Source organism: Paenibacillus sp. NRS-1782, from assembly GCF_050467685.1.
Taxonomy (GTDB): Bacteria; Bacillota; Bacilli; order Paenibacillales; family Paenibacillaceae; genus Paenibacillus; species Paenibacillus terrae_A.
Genome location: NZ_JBITPH010000014.1, coordinates 64,966 through 88,936 on the forward strand (window position 1 = coordinate 64,966; position 23,971 = coordinate 88,936).

Annotated in this window: 16 protein-coding genes and 1 pseudogene; 12 read left to right on the top strand and 5 right to left on the bottom strand. The window is 47.3% G+C overall.

The genetic code is table 11. The features are described 5' to 3' along the window. The first annotated feature begins 213 nt into the window (after positions 1 to 213). The gene (locus ACIFQM_RS05375; RefSeq protein WP_430065113.1) at positions 214 to 1,194 is read left to right on the top strand and encodes a S8 family peptidase; all 981 of its coding nucleotides are present in this window, start codon (positions 214 to 216) and stop codon (positions 1,192 to 1,194) included. A gap of 263 nt (positions 1,195 to 1,457) precedes the next feature. Here the strand turns inward: ACIFQM_RS05375 and budA are convergent, their stop codons facing one another. After that, a complete protein-coding gene (gene budA, locus ACIFQM_RS05380) occupies positions 1,458 to 2,204 on the bottom strand; it encodes an acetolactate decarboxylase (protein WP_430039270.1) in 747 nt (248 codons plus the stop codon). Positions 2,205 to 2,314: 110 nt separating this feature from the next. Beyond that, the gene (gene alsS / locus ACIFQM_RS05385) at positions 2,315 to 4,012 is read right to left on the bottom strand and encodes an acetolactate synthase AlsS (protein ID WP_430048081.1); all 1,698 of its coding nucleotides are present in this window, start codon (positions 4,010 to 4,012) and stop codon (positions 2,315 to 2,317) included. A 527-nt stretch (positions 4,013 to 4,539) separates the two neighbouring features. On the opposite strand from alsS, the gene uxaC reads away from it, so the two are divergent. From uxaC to ACIFQM_RS05400, 3 genes are all read left to right on the top strand, one after another. Continuing rightward, positions 4,540 to 5,964 carry a glucuronate isomerase gene (gene uxaC / locus ACIFQM_RS05390; protein ID WP_430039268.1) on the top strand — a complete coding sequence of 475 codons (1,425 nt, stop codon included), beginning with the start codon at positions 4,540 to 4,542 and terminating at the stop codon, positions 5,962 to 5,964. 149 nt (positions 5,965 to 6,113) lie between these two features. Next, a complete protein-coding gene (locus ACIFQM_RS05395) occupies positions 6,114 to 7,514 on the top strand; it encodes a glycoside-pentoside-hexuronide (GPH):cation symporter (RefSeq protein ID WP_430039266.1) in 1,401 nt (466 codons plus the stop codon). An 87-nt stretch (positions 7,515 to 7,601) separates the two neighbouring features. Beyond that, positions 7,602 to 8,606, top strand: a complete 1,005-nt coding sequence (locus ACIFQM_RS05400) for a LacI family DNA-binding transcriptional regulator (protein ID WP_430039264.1) — start codon at positions 7,602 to 7,604, stop codon at positions 8,604 to 8,606. Positions 8,607 to 8,708: 102 nt separating this feature from the next. Here ACIFQM_RS05400 and poxB read toward each other — a convergent pair whose 3' ends face one another. Then, positions 8,709 to 10,433 (bottom strand): ubiquinone-dependent pyruvate dehydrogenase, encoded by a 1,725-nt coding sequence (gene poxB / locus ACIFQM_RS05405; RefSeq protein WP_430039262.1) that lies wholly within the window; start codon positions 10,431 to 10,433, stop codon positions 8,709 to 8,711. Positions 10,434 to 10,706: 273 nt separating this feature from the next. Here poxB and ACIFQM_RS05410 point away from each other — a divergent pair, with 273 nt between their 5' ends. The 3 genes from ACIFQM_RS05410 (at position 10,707) to ACIFQM_RS05420 (ending at position 14,852) form a co-directional block, all read left to right on the top strand. Beyond that, complete coding sequence (locus ACIFQM_RS05410) at positions 10,707 to 12,200, top strand: tagaturonate reductase (RefSeq protein ID WP_430039260.1); 1,494 nt, start codon at positions 10,707 to 10,709, stop codon at positions 12,198 to 12,200. Positions 12,201 to 12,217: 17 nt separating this feature from the next. Continuing rightward, complete coding sequence (locus ACIFQM_RS05415) at positions 12,218 to 13,717, top strand: UxaA family hydrolase (RefSeq protein WP_430039258.1); 1,500 nt, start codon at positions 12,218 to 12,220, stop codon at positions 13,715 to 13,717. Between the two features lie 277 nt (positions 13,718 to 13,994). Then, positions 13,995 to 14,852 carry a DNA-binding protein gene (locus ACIFQM_RS05420; RefSeq protein ID WP_430039256.1) on the top strand — a complete coding sequence of 286 codons (858 nt, stop codon included), beginning with the start codon at positions 13,995 to 13,997 and terminating at the stop codon, positions 14,850 to 14,852. Between the two features lie 191 nt (positions 14,853 to 15,043). Here the strand turns inward: ACIFQM_RS05420 and ACIFQM_RS05425 are convergent, their stop codons facing one another. After that, the gene (locus tag ACIFQM_RS05425) at positions 15,044 to 15,934 is read right to left on the bottom strand and encodes a hypothetical protein (protein ID WP_430048051.1); all 891 of its coding nucleotides are present in this window, start codon (positions 15,932 to 15,934) and stop codon (positions 15,044 to 15,046) included. A gap of 222 nt (positions 15,935 to 16,156) precedes the next feature. Between ACIFQM_RS05425 and ACIFQM_RS05430 the strand changes: the two genes are divergently transcribed. From ACIFQM_RS05430 to ACIFQM_RS05450, 5 genes are all read left to right on the top strand, one after another. Continuing rightward, positions 16,157 to 16,969, top strand: coding sequence for a DUF3891 family protein (locus tag ACIFQM_RS05430; protein ID WP_430039252.1), 813 nt, complete (start codon positions 16,157 to 16,159; stop codon positions 16,967 to 16,969). 468 nt (positions 16,970 to 17,437) lie between these two features. Beyond that, positions 17,438 to 18,583, top strand: coding sequence for a glucose-1-phosphate adenylyltransferase (locus ACIFQM_RS05435; RefSeq protein ID WP_430039250.1), 1,146 nt, complete (start codon positions 17,438 to 17,440; stop codon positions 18,581 to 18,583). 23 nt (positions 18,584 to 18,606) lie between these two features. Further along, complete coding sequence (gene glgD, locus ACIFQM_RS05440) at positions 18,607 to 19,710, top strand: glucose-1-phosphate adenylyltransferase subunit GlgD (protein WP_430065115.1); 1,104 nt, start codon at positions 18,607 to 18,609, stop codon at positions 19,708 to 19,710. 46 nt (positions 19,711 to 19,756) lie between these two features. Then, positions 19,757 to 22,210, top strand: coding sequence for a glycogen/starch/alpha-glucan phosphorylase (locus ACIFQM_RS05445; RefSeq protein WP_430065117.1), 2,454 nt, complete (start codon positions 19,757 to 19,759; stop codon positions 22,208 to 22,210). Between the two features lie 189 nt (positions 22,211 to 22,399). Beyond that, positions 22,400 to 22,951, top strand: coding sequence for a DUF2062 domain-containing protein (locus tag ACIFQM_RS05450; RefSeq protein ID WP_430039244.1), 552 nt, complete (start codon positions 22,400 to 22,402; stop codon positions 22,949 to 22,951). Positions 22,952 to 23,143: 192 nt separating this feature from the next. On the opposite strand, the pseudogene ACIFQM_RS05455 reads toward ACIFQM_RS05450, so the two are convergent. Next, positions 23,144 to 23,831: pseudogene (locus ACIFQM_RS05455) on the bottom strand (Rpn family recombination-promoting nuclease/putative transposase). Positions 23,832 to 23,971: the final 140 nt, after the last annotated feature.

Sequence of the window (23,971 nt, forward strand, 5' to 3'; positions counted from 1 at the left end):
CTTGATGCTGTAGTTGCTCAGGCACCACTATACATAGGCATTCTCCATGGATATGGGGGATGCTTGTTTTTTTACAAAAATAAGCAAAAAGGGGATGTTCAAGATTTCCAAAAATTGCTAGAATATAGTAACCTCGAACAAGAGCTTCAGTAGAGGTTTTCAAAGTTTCAGAGACGGATGGTTTCCGATTGAATCCATGAAGGAGGGAATAGGATGGAACGCAAAGTGCATATCATTCCTTACCAAGTGATCAAGCAGGAGCGACAGGTGAATGAAATACCGCGAGGGGTGGAGCTGATTCAGGCCCCTGCGATGTGGAGCCGAACCCGAGGCCAGGGAGTGAAGGTGGCAGTACTGGATACGGGCTGTGATGCGAACCATCCTGATTTGAAGGAACGCATTATTGGTGGCCGGAACTTCACGGATGATGATGACAGTGATCCAAACATTTTTACGGATTACAACGGTCACGGTACGCATGTGGCAGGTACAATCGCGGCAGCAGAAAATGAGGATGGTGTGGTGGGTGTCGCCCCGGAGGCGGATTTACTCATTATCAAGGTGCTGAACAAGCAAGGCTCCGGTCAATACGACTGGATCATTCAGGGGATTCATTATGCGATTGAGCAAAAGGCAGATATCATCTCGATGTCGCTTGGCGGCCCCGAGGACGTGCCTGAGCTGCATGAAGCGGTGCAGAAGGCGGTAGCGAACCATATTTTGGTCGTCTGCGCAGCAGGTAATGAGGGTGACGGTGACGACAGAACGGACGAGCTGGGCTATCCTGGCTGCTATAATGAGGTGATCAGCGTAGGCGCTGTAAACTTTGACAGACATGCTTCCGATTTCAGCAACTCCAACAATGAGGTGGATTTGGTTGCGCCGGGAGAAGATATTCTGTCTACCATTCCGGGAGGAAAATACGCGACCTTCAGCGGTACTTCAATGGCTACTCCACATGTGGCTGGGGTTTTGGCGCTGATTAAGCCGTTGGCGAACGCGAGCTTTGAACGGAATCTCACCGAGCCGGAGCTATACGCCCAGCTGATCAAACGCACCATTCCGCTCGGCCATTCTGCCAAGCTGGAAGGCAACGGTCTGCTGTACTTGACGGCAGTCGAGGAGCTTTCCCGTATTTTCGACGCTCAGCGTGTAGCGGGAATATTGAGTGCAGGATCATTACATGTTAAATAAGCCGTAACTTCTGTTATATAGCGGTTCTCCTGAGGGGGAGCCCCAATGCTCGAAAGTACAATATATAGACGCACTAAACCGTTTCGATCAATATATTGCTGATTTGAAATCGTTCTTAGGATTTATGCAAAATACTCTATTAAAAAGATCGCAGCCGGAGAGCATCAAGCATCTCTTCCGGGCTGCGATCTTTTGGTTTCTGTAGGAGGTAGAATCTCATTTATAACAAATTCCATTGTATCTTCATGAGTCATACCCTGTGATTATTGCGCACCCTCAGTAATGGCGATTTCTTTCTCCAGATTTTCTCTGGACAGATTGGCGGTCAAATAATCGAGTGTATTGGGCAGGACGAGGTGCAGATTGGATTTTTGACAAACACGGATTGTGCACTTGTCGACAACAAAATCAAAGACATGCCCGCCTCCGGTACGCTCGTCGTTAATAAAGTGCAAATGGAACCCGGCCACTCCAATTCCTTGAGCATATGCAGGTGTCCAAAACCCGGTAATTACGCCGGAAGCGTCGTTAAAAGTGAAGGTGGGCTGTGATTTGGTCGCTTCGATAAAAGGTTTGTAAGGCTTCACTTGGTGAGGCACGGTGCGTGTCTTCACTTCACGAAAAGTGCCATCCATACGGAAGGCGTAGAACAGATTACGACTTGGAAACAGCTTTAGCAGCAGGGCTTCCAGCTCTTCACGATGTATGGGATGGTCAATAGTATATGTGAAATCTTCGCGGAAAAAGGTGACAGTGGAAAAGGGAGTTGTCTCTTCCGGTTTTACACGATGGGCCGTACCGTCTGGAAGCAAGTGATAAAATTCGCCATCAAACGCAATCATCTCACCATTCAGTTGATCGAAGGTGCCGAGCCCGAAATCCCCGTGCTTTTGCAGTTCCTTGAAGGTAACGACTCCGTCATAAAGACCATCCAATAAAGCGAGCATGGTGGACGTTTGATAAATATCATGATCAGTTTTTTGCTTTGTTTCCAGTTCTGCAACGGTCATGGAAATACACTTCCTTTTGTGATTGGATGCATTTATTTTCTTTCTTTTTCATAAAAAATGTTAAACGCCATTCATTGTCACCAAGTCGTCACGTTTGGGCAACTGTGAAGTCAGTTTAACTGATTGGGCAGCAGTTTACGTCCCAGCTGGATATTATCCTGATAATCAATCGGAATATCGACGACCACGGGGCCATCGGTATGTAGTGCCTGTTGCAATACGCTTTCCAGTTCTTCAGGGGAATGCACACGCAATCCGGTTGCCCCGAAGCTTTCGGCATATTTTACGACATCCACATCTCCAAATTCTACGCCGGAGGTTCTGCCATATTTAATCCGTTGTTGAAAAGCGACCATGTCGTAGGTGCCGTCTCTCCATACGATGTGTACAAGTGGGGAGTTGAGACGTACGGCGGTTTCAAGCTCCATGGATGAGAAAAGAAATCCTCCGTCGCCGGAAATGGAAACGACTTTTTGACCAGGATTGACGAGAGTGGCAGCAATGCCCCAGGGAAGAGCTACACCCAGCGTCTGCATCCCGTTACTGAACAGAAGGCGACGCGGCTCATAGGATCGGAAATACCGGGCCATCCAAATGTAGTGGGAACCCACATCGCAGGTGACCGTGACATGATCATCAATCAGGCTGCGCAGAGTACGAATGAATTGTAATGGATGAACCAGATAGTCGTGCTTGCGGACAGGGGCGGCAGCTTGTTCGTTTAGATCGTGGCGGAGACGGTTCAGTTGGGCGCATGAGGTTTCAGACAGCTTTAATGCAGGCAATTCTTCTGCGAGACTGCGCACGATCAGAGCTATATTCCCGATCAGTTCGTAATCCGGTTGATAATCATGGTCGATATCCGCCTGATGATCATCCAGATGAATCAGGGTTCGGTTTGCAGGAATGTTCCAGTTTTTCGGATCGTATTCAATGGGGTCATAGCCAATGGTCAGCACCAAATCTGCGGCTCCAAGGAGCATGTCACCCGGCTGATTGTGGAACAAGCCCACTCGGCCAAAATAATGTTCCTCCAGTTCGCGGGAAATGGCTCCGGCAGCCTGGAAGGTTTCAACGACAGGCAGATCTGTATTCTGAATGAGTGCGCGGATGGCTGTTGTAGCTTCGGGAGTGCTGGCTTTCATACCGAGTAAGAGAACAGGTAACTTGGCATGGCTGATTTGGCCAGCTACTTGTTTGATAAGTCCGGCTGGTGCGGTTCCAAGCTGTGGGAGGGAAAGCTTCTCAATGGCGGTTACTTCGGATGACGAAGTCAAAACGTCCTGGGGTAGACTTACAAAGGTTGCTCCAGGCTGTGCTGAGGTCGCAATCCGAAATGCGTTGGTAATGGCTTCTGGCACACTATCGGGATGCTCCACTTCCACACTGTATTTGGTGATAGGCTCGAATAACCCGGCGCTATCCATGGATTGGTGGGTGCGCTTCAAACGTTCGGATCTTGGAACTGCACCAGCAAGAGCGACGACGGGATCACTTTCCGCATTTGCGGTGACAAGTCCTGTAGCCAAATTCGATGCACCGGGGCCGGAGGTAACGAGACATACGCCAGGTTTACCCGTTAGGCGACCGACGGCAGCTGCCATAAAGGCGGCATTTTGCTCGTGACGGCATACGATCAGCTCCGGGCCGCGTTCTTGAAGGACATCAAATACCGAGTCAATCTTGGCACCTGGAATACCAAAAATGTGTGTTACACCTTGTTTAATCAAGCAATCGACAACGAGGTCAGCTCCTTTTGTACCGGTTTTAGTATGGATAGCTTGCACTTTTGTGCTCAACGCGATCACCTCTTCTTTTGGAATATGATAATGACTTACTTTCAATGTAAAACATTGGTTGTATATTACAATTATAATACATAAACTGGTATTTTCAAGAGAAATATTTTCTGAAAAAGATTGAAAATTTATAAAAACGTTTTCAAAGAGCGGTTCAAGAGGGAAAATCAAAAAAATGAATATAGAGTCTGTGCAAGCCGCGCTATAGTCTGAAAATAAAGTTGGACGGAGTAAACAGATCTGCTGAAGCTGAGGCCAGGTCTTTTTTTTGCTCCTTCTCATGATAAAAATCACTTTCCTCTGCAAAGGATAGCGGTTACAATATAATTGTTGTTAACGTAAACATTAAATTTAAGGAGAAGTAATCAAGGGTGATTCGACATACAGGTATCGTATTATAGCGGTTTGATCTGATATAATCAGGTAACCTGCTATGCGTCATTGAATGCTATTACTGGATAGCAGAAAGATCGAATTCATTTTTGTTCACGTTAACAATTATCAGGAAACATGATTATAGAAGGGATGAATGAGCCATGACCAAAGCATTTTTAGACGACAACTTTTTGTTGAGCAATCCGACTGCTGAAATTTTGTATCATCAGTACGCCAAGGATTTGCCGATTCTCGACTATCATTGTCATTTAAGTCCACAGGAAATTTACGAAAATAAAACGTTCAAAAACATTACGGAAGCATGGCTGTACGGGGATCATTACAAGTGGAGACTCATGCGGGCCAATGGAGTTGAAGAACGCCTGATTACCGGAGATGCGGAAGACTATGACAAATTTTTGGCTTGGGCCAAAACCGTACCTACACTGATCGGCAACCCGCTGTATCATTGGACGCATTTGGAGCTTCAGCGCTTTTTTGGTGTCCATGAGCTGTTGAACGAACAGAATGCGCCTGTAATTTGGGAAAAGGTGAACCAAAAGCTGCAAGGAAAGGGCTTTGGGGCACGTGATCTGATTGTGAATTCAAAGGTAACCGTTGTGTGCACTACCGATGATCCGACGGACCATCTCGAATATCATAAGCAAATCGGCAAGCTGGCTGATTTTCCGGTGGCTGTACTGCCAAGCTTCCGTCCGGACAAAGCGCTGGAGATTAATCGTGAGACATTCCAGCCCTGGGTGGCTCGATTGGGTGAAGTGAGCGGACTGGATGTTTCCGGTCTGGAAGGGTTTTTGAACGCGCTGGCGAGCCGGGTACGTCACTTCCATGCTGTCGGAGGACGGGTGTCCGATCATGCGCTGGATACAGTCGTTTATGAAGAAACGACACGTGAGGAAGCGGCAACGATATACAGCAAGGCGCTGGAGGAAGGTAATGTAACTCCATTAGAAGAAGCGAAATACAAATCGTACGTTCTGGTATTCCTTGGAAAACAGTATGCAGAGCATGGCTGGGCTATGCAGTACCATATTCACGCGCTGCGTAATAATAACACTGCCATGTTCCGGCGCTTGGGACCAGATACAGGCTATGATGCGGTTAATGACGGCTCCATCGCTCGTCCGCTGGCGGCATTGCTGGACGCACAGGAGCTGGCAGGTGGTCTGCCGCGAACTATTTTATATTCGCTCAACTCAGTTGATTATCCGGTGCTGGCAAGTCTTGCAGGCTGCTTCCAGTCCGGCGGAACAGCAGGGAAAATCCAGTTTGGCACTGCATGGTGGTATAACGATCATATCGAAGGCATGCAGGAGCAGATGAAGCTGCTGGCCAACTATGGAGTGCTGTCTCGCTTTATCGGTATGCTAACGGATTCTCGCAGCTTCCTATCCTACACACGGCACGAATATTTCCGCCGGATACTGTGTGATCTGATCGGAACGTGGGTACAAGAAGGCAAGGCGCCTGAGGATCTGGAGCTGCTTGGAGAGATGGTACAAAATATTAGCTACAACAATGCCAAGCAATATTTTAATTTCCCGACGGTGGTACACAGCAAGTGATGCTATACAGGATGAACTTGTAAATTCACATTTCAATAGATACCCTTGCCTGGAGTATGTTCAAGCTCCGGGTAAGGTGGATTGAAAACAGAATACGTATCCATTAAGAATGTGAAAGTAATCACAAAAAATAGAGGAGTGAGCAGGGTATGGGAGTGCCTATCGTTCAGGAGAGCATCCAAACTGACAACAAGACAGGTGAGCATATCAGCCTGAAAGAAAAGATTTCTTATGGTATGGGTGACTTTGGAAACGGATTCATGTTTGATCTGGGACAGTTGTACCTGTTGAAATTCTTTACGGATGTAGCAGGCGTTTCAGCAGGAGCAGCCGCAGGTATTTTTCTGGTCAGCAAGCTGTTTGCTGCCATCTGCGATCCTATTGTCGGGTCCTTTGTCGACTATCGCAAGCATATTGGTCCACGCGGGAAATTCAGACCCTTTCTTATCGTTGGAAGCGTCCTCCTTGCTATTCTTACGGTTCTTACCTTTATTTCGCCGAACATCTCACCAACGGGCAAGCTTATTTATGCCTATGCGTCCTATATGATCTGGGGAGTTGGGTATTCCATTGTGAATATTCCGTATGGTTCACTAGGGGCGGCTATTACGCAGGATACCATTCAACGTGCTTCATTATCTTCCTTCCGTCAGGCAGGCTCACTGGGAGCATTATTCGTAACCAGTGTCATCGTTATGCCGCTTATTTTACTGTTTCCCAACCATCATGTGGGATATCCTATTGTGATGGGAATCATGTCATTCATTGGTGTGATCGCTTTTATGATATGCTATCGGGGAACGAAGGAACGTATTGTTAGTCAGTCAAGTCCCAAGGAAAAACTCTCTTTTGGCGTGATCGTGCATACCTTTACGACCAACAAGCCTCTGTTGGTACTCGTGTTGATGACGATTTTTACCATATCCGCGTACAATATCAAGTCCGCGCTGCTGATCTATTTTGCCGAATATAATTTGGGGCATGTAGAATTAATGGCTTATATGAATTTTATTATTATTGGTTCGTCGTTGCTGGGTGTGTTGTTCTTGCCCAAACTGGTGCGGCGCTTCGGTAAACGAAAAACAGCCATGCTTGGGATGCTGGTCAGTGTCATTGCCGACTCTATGAACTTCTTTATGCCATCGAATGTATATATTTTCACCATTCTAGCCAGTATTTCGTTCATTGGTATTAGTATTCCTAACGGGGTTACCTGGGCCTTTGTCTCCGATATCATTGATTATGGTGAATGGTCATCCGGGGAGCGGAAAGAAGGGATTACTTACTCGCTGTTTAATTTTTCACGCAAATTGGCTCAATCCTTATCCGGCTTTCTTTCCGGTATCGGGCTGGCGTTTATCGGGTATGTCCCGAATGTGGTTCAAACCTCTGGAACGCTGCTCGGAATTAAGGCGCTGCTGTGTCTCTATCCTGCTGTTGCCCTGCTCATTGCCATGCTGGTAATCGGTAAAATGTACAAGCTGACAGACAGCAGACATGCAGAAATGGTTCAAGAGCTACAGCGTCGACATGCTGATAACCGCGTATAATTTGTGAAAGTCTTCTTTTCCGGGCGGCTCTTGTGGTATGGTGGGTATATAATTTTTTAGAGCCTCAATAAAGAAAGGATACGTATTATGGCAGCTACCATTAAAGACATTGCCAAATTGGCGAATGTTTCCCATACGACCGTCTCCCGGGCGCTCAACAACAGCCCCTTGATCAAAGAAGATACCAAACGCAAAATTATGGAGCTGGCGGAGCAACTCAATTACATTCCGAATTTTAACGCCAAAAGCCTTGTCCTCCAGCGCTCGCATACGATTGGTCTGTTTTTCACCAGTATTTCAGAAGGCACAAGCTCCAGCTTTTTTGCAGACACCATCCGTGGAGTGAATCATGTCATTGGGGTGGATTACAATCTGTTTGTGCGAGGGATTGACGATTACGCCGATTTTTCGGCCATTCACCGCAAGCGTTTTGATGGCATCATCCTGATGAGTCAGAGCGAGGCGGACAACCCGTTTATTTATCATGTGCTTGGTCAGGGCATTCCGCTCGTCGTGCTGAATCGGCAGGTGTCAGGAGCAGGCATTGTGAATGTCATTTCGAACGATAAGGAAGGGTCTTATGAGGCCGTTTCCTTTCTCATTGAAAGCGGGCATGAGCGCATCGCGATCATTGAAGGGGTAGAAGGCTTTAAGTCCACCCAGCAACGGCGAGAGGGTTTCATGAATGCGCTGATTGACAGTGGCAAGCCGATTCGGCACGAATATATTATGCATGGCCATTATGACACCGAAAGCGGAAGCCAGGCGATGAAGCAGTTGCTTTCCCTGAAGGAACCGCCCACGGCGGTGTTTTGCTCTAACGATGATATGGCTATCGGGGCGATGAACGCCGTATTCGAGCACGGCTTAAAAGTACCAGACGATGTCTCGGTCATTGGATTTGACGATATTGGCTTTTCGATGTATACGACCCCGCCGTTAACGACGGTCAAAAGACCGATTGAGCAGATTAGCGCTCGTGGAGCCGCATGTATTTTGGAAAGGGTCCAGTCACCGTTGAACGAGGGCGAGCTTATATTTATGGAAACCGCGCTCATGAAGCGGAAATCGACAGCAGACAGGCAACGTTAAACTTGATGATGTTGGAAAAAAGCGAACCCAAAAGGATAGGTTCAGTGCATAACGCGCTGTTCCTGTCCTTTTTTTGTTAAAATATGTGCGAGTGTGGCAGCTTTATCGTAAAAGATTTGTTTTCGCCAGTTCAACAATTTCGTCACCGCGCCCGTTCAGCACAGCTTTCATCATCCATAACGTAAAGCCTTCAGCCTGTTTGAGATTAATCTTGGGCGGCATGGATAGCTCCTGACGATTGACCACTACATCCACGACTACAGGGCCAATGTGAGCCAATGCCTGTTGAATCGCGTCCTCCAACATCGCCGGATCTTCGACTCGAATTCCCTTGAGACCCATAGCTTCCGCCACAGCGCCAAAATCAGGATTCACCAGCTCGGTGCCATTTTCCAGAAAACCGGCTGCTTTCATTTCCAGCTCAACAAAACCGAGGGCGCCATTATTGAAAACAATGACTTTTACAGGTAACTGATGCTGTTTCAGGGTAAGCAGATCGCCCATCAGCATCGTCAGTCCGCCATCGCCAGAAAGAGCAATAACCTGGCGGTCAGGCTCAGTGGCTTGTGCCCCAATCGCTTGCGGCAATGCACTTGCCATCGTTCCATGATTGAAGGAGCCGATAAGTCGGCGTTGACCGTTCATTTGCAAATAACGTGCTGCCCATACAGTGGGAGTACCAACATCACAGGTGAAAATGGCATTTTCATGCGCGGCGTCACTGACGACCTTGGTGAGATATTGGGGATGGATTGGTGTATGACCCGGTTTACCAACCGCTAGCTCATCCAACTCCTGACGCACCTTGGTATAGCGGGAGACGGTTTTTTCCAAATGCTTGGAATCATGCTCTGTCGTTAAATGAGGAAGCAGTATTTCCGACGTTACTTTTACATCCCCGCACAGCCCATACGTTAAGGGAGTGCGTCTGCCGAGGTGGGCAGGCTCAATATCCACTTGCAGCACAACTGCATTTTCGGGATAAAATTGTCTGTAGGGAAAGTCTGTTCCGAGCATAAGCAGGACGTCACAATCCATCATCGCATGGTATCCGGAAGAATACCCGATCAGCCCCGTTAGGCCTGCATAATAAGGATTGTTATACTCCAGATATTCCTTGCCCCGAAGGGCAACTACCATAGGGGATTTCAGCTTGTTGCACAGTTGCATGAGCAATTCGTGGGATTTCGCACAGCCGGAGCCGCATAACAAAGTGATTCGTTTGCCTTGATTCAGATACTCGGCCAGCCGGGAAATTTCCGAAGCTGATGGATGCACCACAGGTGTAGTGGGATGGTAGACATGTTCAGGAATAGGCGCCTTTTCTGCTGCTAAAGCGGCCACATCGCCGGGAAGAACAATGACAGAGACACCTGAACGTGAAACCGCCTGTTGTATAGCCATTGTAACGGTTCTTGGAATTTGTCGTGGAGTTGTAATGACTTCACAGAAGTGGCTGCATTCCCCGAAAAGATGCTCGGGATGTGTAGCTTGGAAATATTCGCTTCCAATTTCGTCGCTTGGAATATGGGCCGCAATAGCGAGTACAGGTACCCGATTGCGGTGACAATCATATAATCCGTTAATAAGATGCAGATTTCCGGGACCACTGCTACCGGCACATACTGCAATGCTGCCGCTTAGATCAGCATCTGCCCCGGCTGCAAAGGCAGCCACTTCTTCGTGCCGTACATGAATCCATTCAATTTGACCGTCACTGCGAATGGAATCGACCATATTATTTAAGGAATCTCCAACGATACCATAAATTCGCTTGACCCCAGCATTGACTAAAACCTCTACAATGGTATCTGCGATTGTCTTCATAGATGTTCCTCCTGCCTAGTAAGTAATGTTATCCTGCCCGTGCTATCTTGCATCTATTCTAATAAGCCTTAACCGCCTTGGTTCAGGTGCGAAACAACAGGAAGATAGTCATAGCTCCGCGAATAGTTGCATAATTTCATATGTTAACGTGTTCATATTATTGTCATTAATATTTCAAAAAACCAAAAATATTGAGAAAACTGTTTTGTTAACGTGTGCATTGTGATAGAATATGATTGAAATCATTAAGGTAATTATGGGAGGTTACTCCGGATGAAACAAGTAGATGAACTAGACCAACTAAACAGAAAAAACTTTATCGTAACAGAGCCGCATCCTGAGAGGGTGCTGCAATTTGGGGAAGGGAATTTCCTGCGTGCTTTTGTAGATTGGCAATTTGACAAAATGAATAAGCTAGCCGATTGGAATACGGGTGTTGTCGTGGTACAGCCGCAGGCAGGAGGTCTCGTAGAGAAGCTTAATGAGCAGGATGGTCTGTACACGGTTATTCTCGAAGGGATAAAAGACGGGCAGGCCGTGAAGGAGCATACCTTGGTGGAATGCGTCACCCGCGGGCTTAACCCTTACGGCTCAGATTGGTCAGAATATGAGGCGTTGTCTCAAAAACCGGAGCTGCGCTTTGTCGTATCGAACACGACGGAGGCAGGAATTGCTTACGTGCCGGAGGATCGGCTGGAAGATCGCCCGCAAAAGAGCTTTCCAGGTAAGCTGGCTGCTTTGCTGTATAAGCGCTTTCAATTTTTTAATGGAGATCCAGACAAGGGCCTGGTTATCATTCCATGCGAGCTGATCGACCGCAATGGAGATGCGCTCAAGGAAATTGTATTGAAGTATGCAGATCAGTGGAAGCTTGGTGCTGAGTTTACAGCCTGGCTGGAGAAAGCGAATACGTTCTGTAACAGCCTCGTGGATCGGATTGTGCCGGGTTATCCCAAGGACCGGATCACAGAGATTCAAGCAGAGTTGGGTTATGAGGACAGTCTGGTCGTTGTCGGTGAACAGTATCACCTGTGGGTCATCGAAGGACCACAATGGCTCAAGGAAGAATTGCCTGCTCATCTGGCTGGACTGAACGTACTGATTGTCGACGATATGGCGCCATACCGTACACGCAAGGTGCGTATTTTGAACGGGGCACATACGGCGCTCACACCTGTCGCTTATTTATATGGCTTGGATACGGTAGGGCAGGCGGTCGAGCATGATGTCGTGGGTGCTTTTATTCAGTCACTTATTCGAGAAGAAGTGATTCCAACACTGGATTCGCCAGCAGCGGAATTGAATGTATACGCCGATGATGTCATTGAACGGTTTCATAATCCGTATGTGAGTCATTATGTTATGAGCATTGCACTGAATTCGATATCCAAGTTCAAGACGCGTAATTTGCCTTCCCTGCTTCAATATGTAGAGCAGCATAAGGCATTACCTGTCAAAACAGTATTTTCGCTGGCGTCCTTATTCATATTTTACCGGGGAAAGAGAGACGGCGAACCGATTGCTTTGGCAGACGAAGCGGAAGTGTTGACCGCGTTTGGCGAGCTGTGGAGCGGATATGACGGAACACTTGCCGGAGCGAAGCAATTCACGGCACAGATACTGGGCAAGCAGACCTGGTGGGGGCAAGACCTGAACCAGATTGCAGGATTGGCTGAACAGACGGCACAGCATGTGTATGAGATTACAAGCAGGGGAATGAAGGAGACGCTGGATTCTCTAACCGGGAACAGCGTGCCCAGAGCATAAGCAAGGAGGGGACTGAAATGCTGGAATTCATTCAAATTCATGATCAAGATAACGTGGCTGTCGCTTTGCGCGATTACAAGCAGGGCGAGACGCTGGCGTGGGGAGCGAAAGCAGAACAGCGTGTAGAACTGGCTGAGGATGTGGCGCGTGGGCATAAAATTGCATTGCAGGACATTCCCGAAGGTGGAAATGTGCTGAAATACGGATATCCGATTGGCCATGCCATTCAGCCCATTCAGGCAGGGCAGCATGTGCATACGCATAATACAAAGACGAATCTGACGGGCGTGGAGGAATATACTTACAAGCCTAAGCCAGCGCCTCATTTATATGAACAGGAGAGTCGCACATTTCAGGGGTATCGACGAAAGGACGGTCGCGTGGGCATTCGCAATGAGTTGTGGATTGTGCCAACGGTCGGTTGTGTGAACGGGATTGCCGAGCTTATTTTAAATCGTTTCAAGCAGGAAGCGGGCGATATTTCGCCTTTTGAAAATGCACTTGTGCTCAAGCATAACTATGGTTGTTCCCAGTTGGGAGACGATCATGCATATACGCGCACGATCTTGATCGATGCGGTGAAGCATTCCAATGCGGGTGGGGTGCTGGTTCTTGGCTTAGGCTGCGAGAACAATGAAATGAAGGAGTTTAAGGAAGCCATCGGGGAATATGACCCGGAACGGGTAAAGTTTTTGCTTTCCCAGGAAGTATCGGATGAAGTGGAGGAAGGAGTACGGTTGCTTCATGAAATTTATGCGGCTGTGCAGGAAGACCGGCGGGAGCCAGTACCTTTAGCTGAGCTGAATATCGGGCTGAAATGCGGCGGCTCTGACGGCTTGTCCGGTATTACCGCCAATCCGCTGCTCGGCCGGCTGTCGGATTATATGGCTGCGCAGGGCGGCACGACGGTACTCACTGAGGTGCCGGAAATGTTCGGCGCGGAGACGATTCTCATGGAACGTGCGGCAGACGAGGAGGTATTCGGCAAAATCGTGCATCTGATTAACGATTTCAAGCAATATTTTCTGGATTACAAGCAGCCGGTATACGAAAATCCGTCACCAGGTAACAAAGCAGGGGGCATCACGACACTGGAGGATAAATCGCTGGGCTGTACGCAAAAATCCGGCTCTTCCACGGTCACCGATGTTATTCAGTACGGGGAGCTTCTCAAAACCAAGGGACTCAACCTGCTCAGCGCACCGGGGAATGATCTGGTTGCTTCTTCGGCGCTTGCGGCAGCGGGCTGCCAGCTCGTTATTTTCACAACTGGACGCGGTACGCCTTTTGGTTCCTTCGTTCCGACAATGAAGGTTTCGACCAACTCGCCGCTGTATAAGGCCAAACCCCATTGGATCGACTATAACGCCGGTTCACTGGTGGAGGATGTTAGTATGGAGGATGCGCTCCGCAGCTTTGTGGATTACATTGTCGATGTAGCCAGCGGAACCTGGGTGAACAACGAGAAGAACAATTTCAGAGAGCTGGCTATTTTTAAAAACGGTGTTACGTTGTAAAGGATTACAACGAATGGGGAGGCGGAAGAATTCCGTCTCCCTTTTGGAAAACAACAAATGAACGATTGAAGCCCACCAAATCCTTAAATCCCATTTACCTCTGCGTAAATGGGATTTTTTCTCATAAAAAGCTTGCGGCATAGTTGGTTTTATGATATAACTTAATTAAGTGTTAATTACGTAATTAAGTTATTTTATGAGTCATATTCAATAATTCTTTGGTTTGGCGAGCTTTCTATTTTGTGAATATGAAAAGTCGGACAAGGAGGTGGGGAGGGTGGATGAACTTGTTCACTCCGACATCACAGATTTAGATACACTTGTTAATATGATTAAGCTGTCATTTTCGTTTAACGATGGAGCCAATATGATTGCATTATGTGACCATCTGTACCACCGTGCCAGCCAGAAGTATCAGGTGTTACAGTTCTACAAAGCGCACAAGAAACCCGTACAACCCATACATACCAAACGTCCACTAGTATATTACTATGGATACAGTCATCTGATGAAAGGAATGGCCTTCCAGAAACAGGGCAAATATGATGAAGCCCGAGATTGCATCGAAAAGTATGCGGAATTGGGCTGGTTTAATGGTCTTGATCCTCACGGTGAAGCGGAGGTCGAATATTATCGCCATGCTGCCAAAGCCAATCTGTATGCCCTTGATATTTTGTCAGGCTGTTTGGAAGTGTTGCAGGAGTATATTCAATTTCTTCAGGACAATCCGGAGGAGCTGTTACCGGGGCTTCTTTCCATCGTGGAAGGGGCAACCAGGCAAGACTATTCTTTAGAGACTGTGCTTGAGCCCTTTGCTGAACAAATTGACGATTTCAAATATCTCGAAGAGCCTGTGAATGTGTCTTATTATTTTCGCTTCTGCTATCAACTGTCTCTCTATTACATCAAGCAGCAGCAGTTCACGGTTGCACTGGACTATATTCTGCAATCCCTCATGCTGTCAGATACCCTGGGTATGGAACATGAGCATGAGTTCAGGAAGTGTACCGCCATATTTGAGATTTTCAGATCCCAAGCAACGGCAACACAGCAAGACCAATATATAACTATTTTAAAAGGAGTGTTAAAGGATGAAAAAATTGATTTCACAGCCTCTGTCGCTCAGTCTGTTTAGCTTGCTGGTGTTTGTTACAGGTCATGACCTCATTTCTGTGTTTTATCATGGAGCAAATCATTAATTTGGACAGAACTAAGTAGAAAAGAAGTTCTCCAGCAAGTAGATATTTGATGTAAAAGTATGCCAAATAAGCAAGTAAGCTCATTAGGAATCGGGCTTGCTTGCTATTTGGCGTCGTTATATGAACATTAAGCAGTTGTAGACTTATGCAGAGCACCCTGCTCTGATGGATGCAATGAAATTTTCAACTGCTGGTAGGCCGGGAATGTTTCTTCCAAAAGGTACGGTGCACTTTTGAATGCCGCATCCAATGCCCGTAGAAAAGAACCGACGAACTGCTCTGGAGAAAAGTAAATGCTTTGCCCGATCATATGAATGTGATGCTCATTATGATCCCGGTTGCTCACCGAAAGCAATAATCCCTTACCCTGAAAACCCGTTTCGATCGCACGTACTTTATTTATGCTTGAGAGCAGCATTTCTGTTTTTAACGCGCGGCCCCGTTCCTCTATAAACACGGAAATTAGGCGTTTATCCGTCACGATCATAATTTGGTTCCCCCGAAACGTATGGGTAAGATGCCCAAAATCTTTATACACGCCAATCGTCTGCTCTTGGGGAGAGATGATCCCCAAACGTACAAACTCAGCCAAGTCGGCGGCATCAGGCTCCTGATGATTTTTAATCCGTTTCTTGATACTGAACTGAAGGGTCAGAATACCAAAGATGGCTACGACAAAAAGGACCAGCCCGCCGCTAAGCACAGTGAAATTCAGGACAATAAGAACTCCTAGCAAGCATTGCACCCAGGTGATATAACGCAACTTTTGCTGAACGGTACGACGATAGTAGCGGAAGCGTTTTCCCGGTTGATATTCCACAGAAAATTTCGTCATCCCGCGCATAAGCGTTAAGCTATAGATACATAAAATAGTAGCTCCAACTGTAATGAGAGCCAAGAGCCACTCTTGAGCAACTATGCCAATGAGGGCGCACAGCCCGCACAGGATGATCCCCGCCCAGCAGGCAACTCTTTTAATGCGAATCTGTTTTTGAATCGAACGAACTAATTCATCCATTTTTCTTAATCCTCCTGATCTAGATGTATAGGTAATGTTTGGAATAACATGTGGTCTTATCGTATCATTGGATAGTCTTTTTCGTAAATCAGAAAGAAGGTGGCGGAAAACTTCACTGCCTTTTTACCCTTATCCTGATATAATAAAAATAAGTATAACCATGCCTTCAAACAGAGTTTTTTACACGAATTAGATGAATGGCCGGACGGAAGGGGAGAGCATATGGTTATTTATGAAACGGACCAAGCTTATATGATGACGACGCAGCATGACCATGCCCATATTTCAGGGGAGCTGGCTTTACAGTGGGAAGAAAGTGCCTTTAAGAATCGACGGCATAAGCAGGATTTTGTATATGCTGCTCGGGAGCATGACCGGGGGTGGATTGAGTTGGACGCCGCTCCTTTCTGGAATGATCAGGTATCTGCACCCTATACATTTATTGATTTTCCACTCCATCCACGTTTTGTGTTCTATCGTCTCGGGATTGATGAAGTCGAGCAAGTGAATTCCTATGCCGCGCTGCTATGTAGCCTGATGTACAAGGAGCTAGTCGGACGGACCGAGCATAAGGATGCTCAGGACAAGCAAGTGACGCGTGCTTATCTGGAGGCAGAGGAACAGCGTCGGGGCAGGCTCAAACAGGAGATGTCATTTGGTGTAACCTTTGACCATCAGGTGCGGACGGATGTACGCAGAATGTTGTTCTGCGACGAATTGAGTCTGTTTCTGTGCAGTCGGGAGCCGGGTACACCTGCCGCAGATTATGAATGGTTCGCTAACGGCTTAAGCTTTCCGGCGGTTCGCCATGAATGCGGGAGAGTCCGGGCTGAGTGGCTGTCGGATCAGGCTGTTGGCCTTTCCTATTTCCCTTTTACAGGCAAGGTGAGAATAACCCATACCTTCAAAAAGGTAGATAAAGAGCAAATTCGTACAACAGGTCTTTTACAGGCCTACCGATCCTCCGAATGGACGCATCGAACCTTTACCGTCGAACATATAATGGAAGTAGAAGAACATCAGGAGAATGCCTGACCGTCTTCAAATACTGCTTCGAACGGACATTTTGTTCATGGAGGCAGAGGAAGTCAGAGCAGAGCCCCCCTGAATGACTATTCAGAGAGGCTCTCTTTTTTCTTGGATTAAAGCTTTACCATTTTGTAGATGTTCTCGCGCGCCCCTTTATTTTTCATCAGATATGCAACACCCATTCCCAATGCAGCTGCCACCCATTTTTTATTCTTCATGATTCATGCCTCCTTATGCTCGTGTTGTCATACACTTACGATTTAAAATCATCCAAAATGTGAAATGATGAACGGGATTTCACGATTTAGTGCTTCATTGCGCCCGTTCCGCATAACTATGATTTTACCCTTTCCATCAAATCTTACCCGTTCCTTCGGCCATGAAACGATTACGACTGCCTATTCACGTTTAATGGATATTATCAAGTATCCTGCCGCAATGGCTTCAGAGGCACATGACAGGGAGGTCTTTGTTATGCGAAAGAAGGAAGTAGTGGCCATGCTGCTCGCTGGCGGACAAGGCAAAAGACTCAAAGGACTGACCCGAACACTTGCCAAACCGGCTGTATTTTTTGGAGGAACCTATCGCATCATTGATTTTCCCCTCAGCAATTGCACTCATTCCGGTATTGATACTGTAGGGGTGCTGACCCAATATGAGCCGCTGGTGCTTCATTCCTATATCGGTGTCGGCAGCGACTGGGATTTGGATCGCCTGAACGGAGGAGTTTTTGTTTTGCCCCCGCATGAAAAGGAAAATGGAAACAATTGGTATCGAGGTACGGCGGATGCTATTTATCGGAATCTGCATTTTTTGGATCAGTACGACCCGGAGCATGTACTCATTTTGTCAGGAGATCACATTTATAAAATGGATTACAGTCGCATGCTCGACTATCACAAGGAAAAGGGAGCAGACTGCACCATTTCCGTCATTGACGTCACAATTCAGGAAGCCAAACGATTCGGGATTCTGAACGCCGATGATAATCTGAAAATATACGACTTTGAGGAAAAGCCGGAACAGCCGAAAAGCACGCTGGCCTCTATGGGCATTTATTTGTTCAAATGGGAGGTGTTGCGCGAATATCTGCTGGAGAGCGCGAGCGATTCTGAATCCTCGCATGATTTTGGCAAGGATATCATTCCGTTGCTGCTACAGCATGGGCGGTCGCTGTATGCGTACCCGTTTGCCGGATACTGGAAGGATGTAGGCACCATTCAAAGCTTGTGGGAGTCCAATATGGATCTGCTGGCTCAGGACCCGCCGCTGAACCTAAATGACTCTTTCTGGCGCATCTATACCCGTAGTCCTAATCAACCGGCTCAGTATATCACCCAACGAGCGATTCTGAAAAACAGCATTGTGAATGAAGGCTGCGTGGTGGATGGAGAGGTCAGACATTCTGTGCTATTTTATGGAGTTGAAGTAGGTGAAGGGAGTGTTATTACCGATTCTGTCATTATGCCGAACGTCAAAATTGGCCGCAATGTACGTATCCACCGGGCCATTGTGAGCGAAAACATAACCATTGAAGACAACACGGTCATCGGATCTGAGGGCAGCTCGGATGAAGTTATTTTGTTCGATCAGGAAAGCCAGCTTCATGCACGAATATAACCCGGATAAGGACGGTGTCCGCTATGAGCCGACTCATTGGAGTCATCAACCTGGATCACGAACTGGATCAGTTGAAGGAATTGACCTATTTCCGGTGTGGGGCCGCAGTTCCCTTTGCCAGTCGATATCGGCTCATTGATTTTACCTTATCCAATATGATGCATGCAGGGGTGCATGATATTGCACTGTTCATCCGCCGCAAATACCGATCGCTGCTGGATCATCTGGGTGAAGGTCGGCCTTGGGATTTGGACCGCAGACGGGGCGGACTGTTTATTTTGCCACCGGACTGGAATGATCCTACGGATGCATCCCTTGGAGATTTGCAGCATGTACACAACAATCTGGACTTTTTTCATCGCTCATCAGGTCAGACGATTGTTCACGCCGGAACCCAGCATGTCAACAAGGTTAATATTGAGGATGTAGCCCGTTACCATCGGGAGAAGAATGCGGACGTCACCCTTGTGTACAAATCCATAGAACGGCTCGAATCTGAGCACGCTCCGTGTGTTCGGCTGGAGATTGACGAGGACGGACGGGTGACAGGCATCCATAAGGAGCAGGATCATCATAATATTTATCTGGAAATTTTCGTCATGGACAAAAGCCTGTATCTTGATCAGGTAAAGCATTGCATTGCTCATCAGGATAACCATTTTTTTCGGGATGCTATTCAAAAAAATCCAAGCGGTCTGCGCATTTATGCATATCCCTATGAAGGCTATCATGCAGTGATTAATTCCATTGAGAGTTACTATAAAAACAGCATGAAGCTGCTGGATCAGCAGCAGTATCAAGCACTGTTCCAGAACCAGCCGGTGCATACGAAGATCAAATATGAAGCTCCGACCCGATACACAGACAGCGCTGAGGTGGATCATTCGCTTATTGCCAATGGCTGCACGATTGGGGGGAAGGTTGAGAACAGCATCCTTTTTCGCGGGGTACGGGTGGAGGAGGGCGCACGCGTAAGCAACTCGATCATTATGCAAAAATGTGTCATCCGTAAAGGCGCAGTGGTGGAAAATGTGATTTTGGATAAGGATGTGCAGCTTTCACCGCATCGTACCTTGATTGGAGATACCAGAGTTCCCTATGTCATTGCCAAAAATAGTGTGATTTAAAAGTATGCTTGAGCATTTAAAACGGAAATAACAGGAGGGCACACCTTTGTTCAGCAATAAGGAAGCATTTAAGCAGGCTTTTCGAGAGCAACTGGTCGGAAGGCTGGGCAAGCCGATGCAGGAAGCTCAGGCAGAAGGTGTATACAAGGTTTTGGGCGGTATGATTCGCGAACAAGTCGGCAAGAACTGGGCGGAAACGAACCAAGCCTATAAAGAAGGACAAGAGAAGCAGGTCTATTACTTTTCACTGGAGTTTTTGATAGGCCGTCTGCTGGGCAACAATATGCTGAATTTGGGCGTGCTGGATATGGTCCAGCAGGCACTGGGAGAGCTGGGCTGGGATCTGGAAGAGATTGAAGAGCAGGAGGCAGACGCGGGGCTGGGTAATGGCGGTCTTGGCCGTCTGGCTGCTTGTTTCATGGATTCGCTGGCATCCCTTGGCTACGCAGGACATGGCTGTGGCATCCGTTATAAGTATGGTCTGTTCGAGCAGCGCATTGTGGATGGAAATCAGGTGGAACTGCCGGATTATTGGCTGCAAAAAGGAAATGTATGGGAGGAGCGTCGCCCTGACAAGAAGGTCGAGGTTCAGTTCTGGGGCCGTGTGGAAACTCGGTCGGTGGACGGTCGGCTTGTATTTGAGACACAGGATGCGGAGACGGTCTGGGCCGTTCCGTACGATATTCCACTGGTGGGCTACGGACATGCGCAGGTGAATACGCTGCGGATCTGGAGCGCGGAATCAGCGCTTGATCCTGTTCGAGGGCCGATTCGAGGCGAGGGCGGCTACTATCGCTTTCTCGACTATAATCGTTCGGTGGAATCCATTTCGGCGTTCCTGTACCCTGACGATTCGAATTATGAGGGCAAGCTGCTTCGCTTGAAGCAGCAGTATTTCCTGTGCTCGGCTGGCTTGCAAAGTATTTTGCGGACGTTTGAGAAGCTTCGGTTGCCATACAGCCAGTTGCCCGACAAAATAGCGCTGCATATTAATGATACACATCCGACGCTCGTTATACCGGAGCTTATGCGTATTTTGATGGACGTGAAGGGCTTGGGCTGGGACGAAGCGTGGGATATTACGACGCGGACGGTTTCATATACGAATCACACGATATTGAGCGAGGCGCTGGAGCAATGGCCTGTCAATATGGTGCGGGAGCTGCTTCCGCGTGTTTCCCTGATCATTGAAGAAATGAACAAGCGCTATTGTGCTATGCTGCTGGAGCGTTATCCGGGTCAGGACATTAAAATTGGCGAAATGGCAATTATTCATGGTGAACAAATTCGTATGGCCCATCTGGCAATTGTCGGCAGCCACAGTGTTAACGGGGTGGCTGCGCTACACACACAAATTTTGAAGGAGCGGGAAATGAAGCCGTTCCACGAGCTGTACCCTGGCCGTTTTAACAATAAAACGAACGGGATCGCCCATCGCCGCTGGCTCATGCACGCGAATCCCGAGCTGGCAAGCTTGTATGATGAAACGATAGGCACACGCTGGAGAACCCGTCCACGCGAGTTGATCGACCTGCTTCGTTATAGCGGGGACGAGTCGTTCAAGGAACAGATACAGGTGATTAAGCGAAATAATAAAGTCCGGCTTGCCGAGCATGTTTTTGCGAAACAGGGCGTGCGACTGGATACGTCCTCGATTTTTGATGTACAGGTCAAACGACTGCATGGCTATAAGCGACAGCTGCTTAATATTTTGCATGTGATGCACATATACAATCAGCTCAAGCATAATCCTTCCCTGGAGGTGGTGCCGCGCACGTTTGTTTTTGGAGCTAAAGCTGCTCCCGGCTATTATCTTGCCAAGCAGACGATTAAGCTCATTAACAACGTGGCGGACACGATCAATCGGGATGTGGATGTCAGGGACAAGCTGAAAGTCGTTTTTCTGGAAAATTACTCGGTTTCACTGGCGGAGCTGATTATTCCTGCGGCAGATGTCAGCGAGCAAATTTCCACGGCAGGCAAGGAAGCTTCAGGCACCGGGAACATGAAATTTATGATGAATGGTGCACTCACTCTTGGTACGCTGGACGGAGCCAATGTAGAAATGCATGAAATGGTGGGCAATGACAACATGTTCATTTTCGGACTGAAGGTGGATCAGATCGAGGCGTATTACCGGGACGGACAGTATTCAGCGCGCAAAACAGCCAACAGCGACGAACGACTGCGTGAAGTGCTGGACCAACTGGTGAATGATGCTCCTTTTACGCGGCATGAACGGGAATTTGAGGCTATTTATCAATCCCTGATTGATCACAATGACGAATACTTTGTGCTCAAGGATTTTGCGGCGTATGTAGAAGCTCAGGTGTATATCGAGCAGGTGTACCAGAATCCGTCTGAGTGGACGCGGCGTACTATTGTAAACATGTCACATTCTGGCAAGTTTTCCAGTGATTTCACTATTCAGCAGTATGCAGACGATATTTGGAACATTGTACCTCTCCAAAACGATATCAACAAGCGAATCTTGTCCTAAAACGGCGAAACAGGCGGAATGACATTGCTTTTCGAACGCTGAGGGTTATAATGACAGTATAGACATAAGTAAGGATGGGTAGCTGTAACCTCATTCCTGAACTTGAATTGTACTGTTAAAGGGGTCCTCCTATTGATAAAGCTCAATCCGAACAGGCTCATACCTAAGCAATCAAAGAAGAAATATAATATGTTTCAAAATATATGGCGGGCGATTCGCCTGAATTTTATCAAGCTGCTGCGTGCGCCGGGTGGAGTGAAGAAAATTTCTCTTGGCTTTGCCATCGGCTTTGCTCTGGAGATGATTGTTATCTCCACGGCTTCCCTGGTGTATCTCGTGTTTTACCCGGTTGTTCGGCTGTCTGGCGGCTCGTTGCCTGCGGCAATTGTGGGCAATGTTGTAGGCAAGCTGACCTTTTTGCCAATTGTTCTGATGCCGTTCGCCAAGCAATTGGGCGCTTGGATTTATCCGTCCCATTACCCGGTACATGTACGGGGAGGCAGGCTCCATGAGCATTCCTTTATGGAGCTGTTTCATGGCAATTGGTCTGTATTTAGAGACTTGCTGCATGGAGGACTGCACATTTTGATTGGCATGTCGATTTTCGGTGTGGTGCTCGGGGTTATCTCGTATTTTGTCATTCAAGTTCTGTATAACCGTTCGCTGCACAAACGGCTGGAAAAGCGGAAATTGCGTCATGGCGCAGCCTTTTCAGCGGCCAGACTGTTGAAAAACGGATAGTGTAGCGAGGAAGAAGCTCCTTAAGCCTATGAACTAGGTCTGAGGGGCTTCTTTTGGTTTGTTAGTGATGGGAGAGGGAATGACATGAACGTGTTTGCCAGGATCACGGCCAATGAACGAGGAGTGGTAAGGCTAAAAAGGTTAGAGAGAACAAGGCGAGTTTTCAGGGTTAAACGCTTTGTTAAAAATAAATTATTGTATCGGTTTCAATGATTGAACCTCGGATTCAGATAATCCGCTCGCTTTGGAAATAACTTCAATTTCAATACCTAAAGATAGCATGTTACTTGCGATTTCAACAGCTTTTTGACGCTCGCCTTTAGCCAAACCTACTTCTAGCCCCTTTTTCAGACCTTTTTCCGTGGCCCACTCAATCATGGAAGCTTCGTCATGAAGGTATTTTTGACGTTCCTCGTACAAACGCCGCGCTTCCCGATCCTGACTTAGGAACTCAAGTGTATCCATCGCTTTTTTTAAAGTTGGTTCATTCACGGTAAGCACCTCCCAGTTGGATTTGAATATTGATAGTGACACATTTTTTGAGTTCTTTATAGGTTTGACGTTCTTGTAACTGACCTGAATATCTTTTACTCCAGTAAAACAGAGTTCGTTTTTCAATATCATATTTATTAAATAGCTGCATTTCCACGTTAATATGCTTGCCTGTTGCCGTTTTGGCCCAAATGTCAAAAATGGATTGCTTATCAAGTGGAGCATCTTTATCCGTATAAGGATTCAGCAAAATGATTTCAGTTAATGGCGACTCGCCTGACTCCGCGAAAGTATGATTGAGAAAAGCCAAGAGTACATCTTTATTGTCTTCACTGCCAAAAATACGTTTAAACACAAAGTCATTTCGTGGGTCCAGTAGCTCGCTCATTCAAGATCATCTCCATTCCCATTTATTATATCAAGTACCCCGCATATTATTGAAGGAGAGCTTGTGAGTATGCACACAATAATTGGCTTCATTCGTTCGAATCGTTTACAATACGTGTGCATACAACACTGGACTACAGG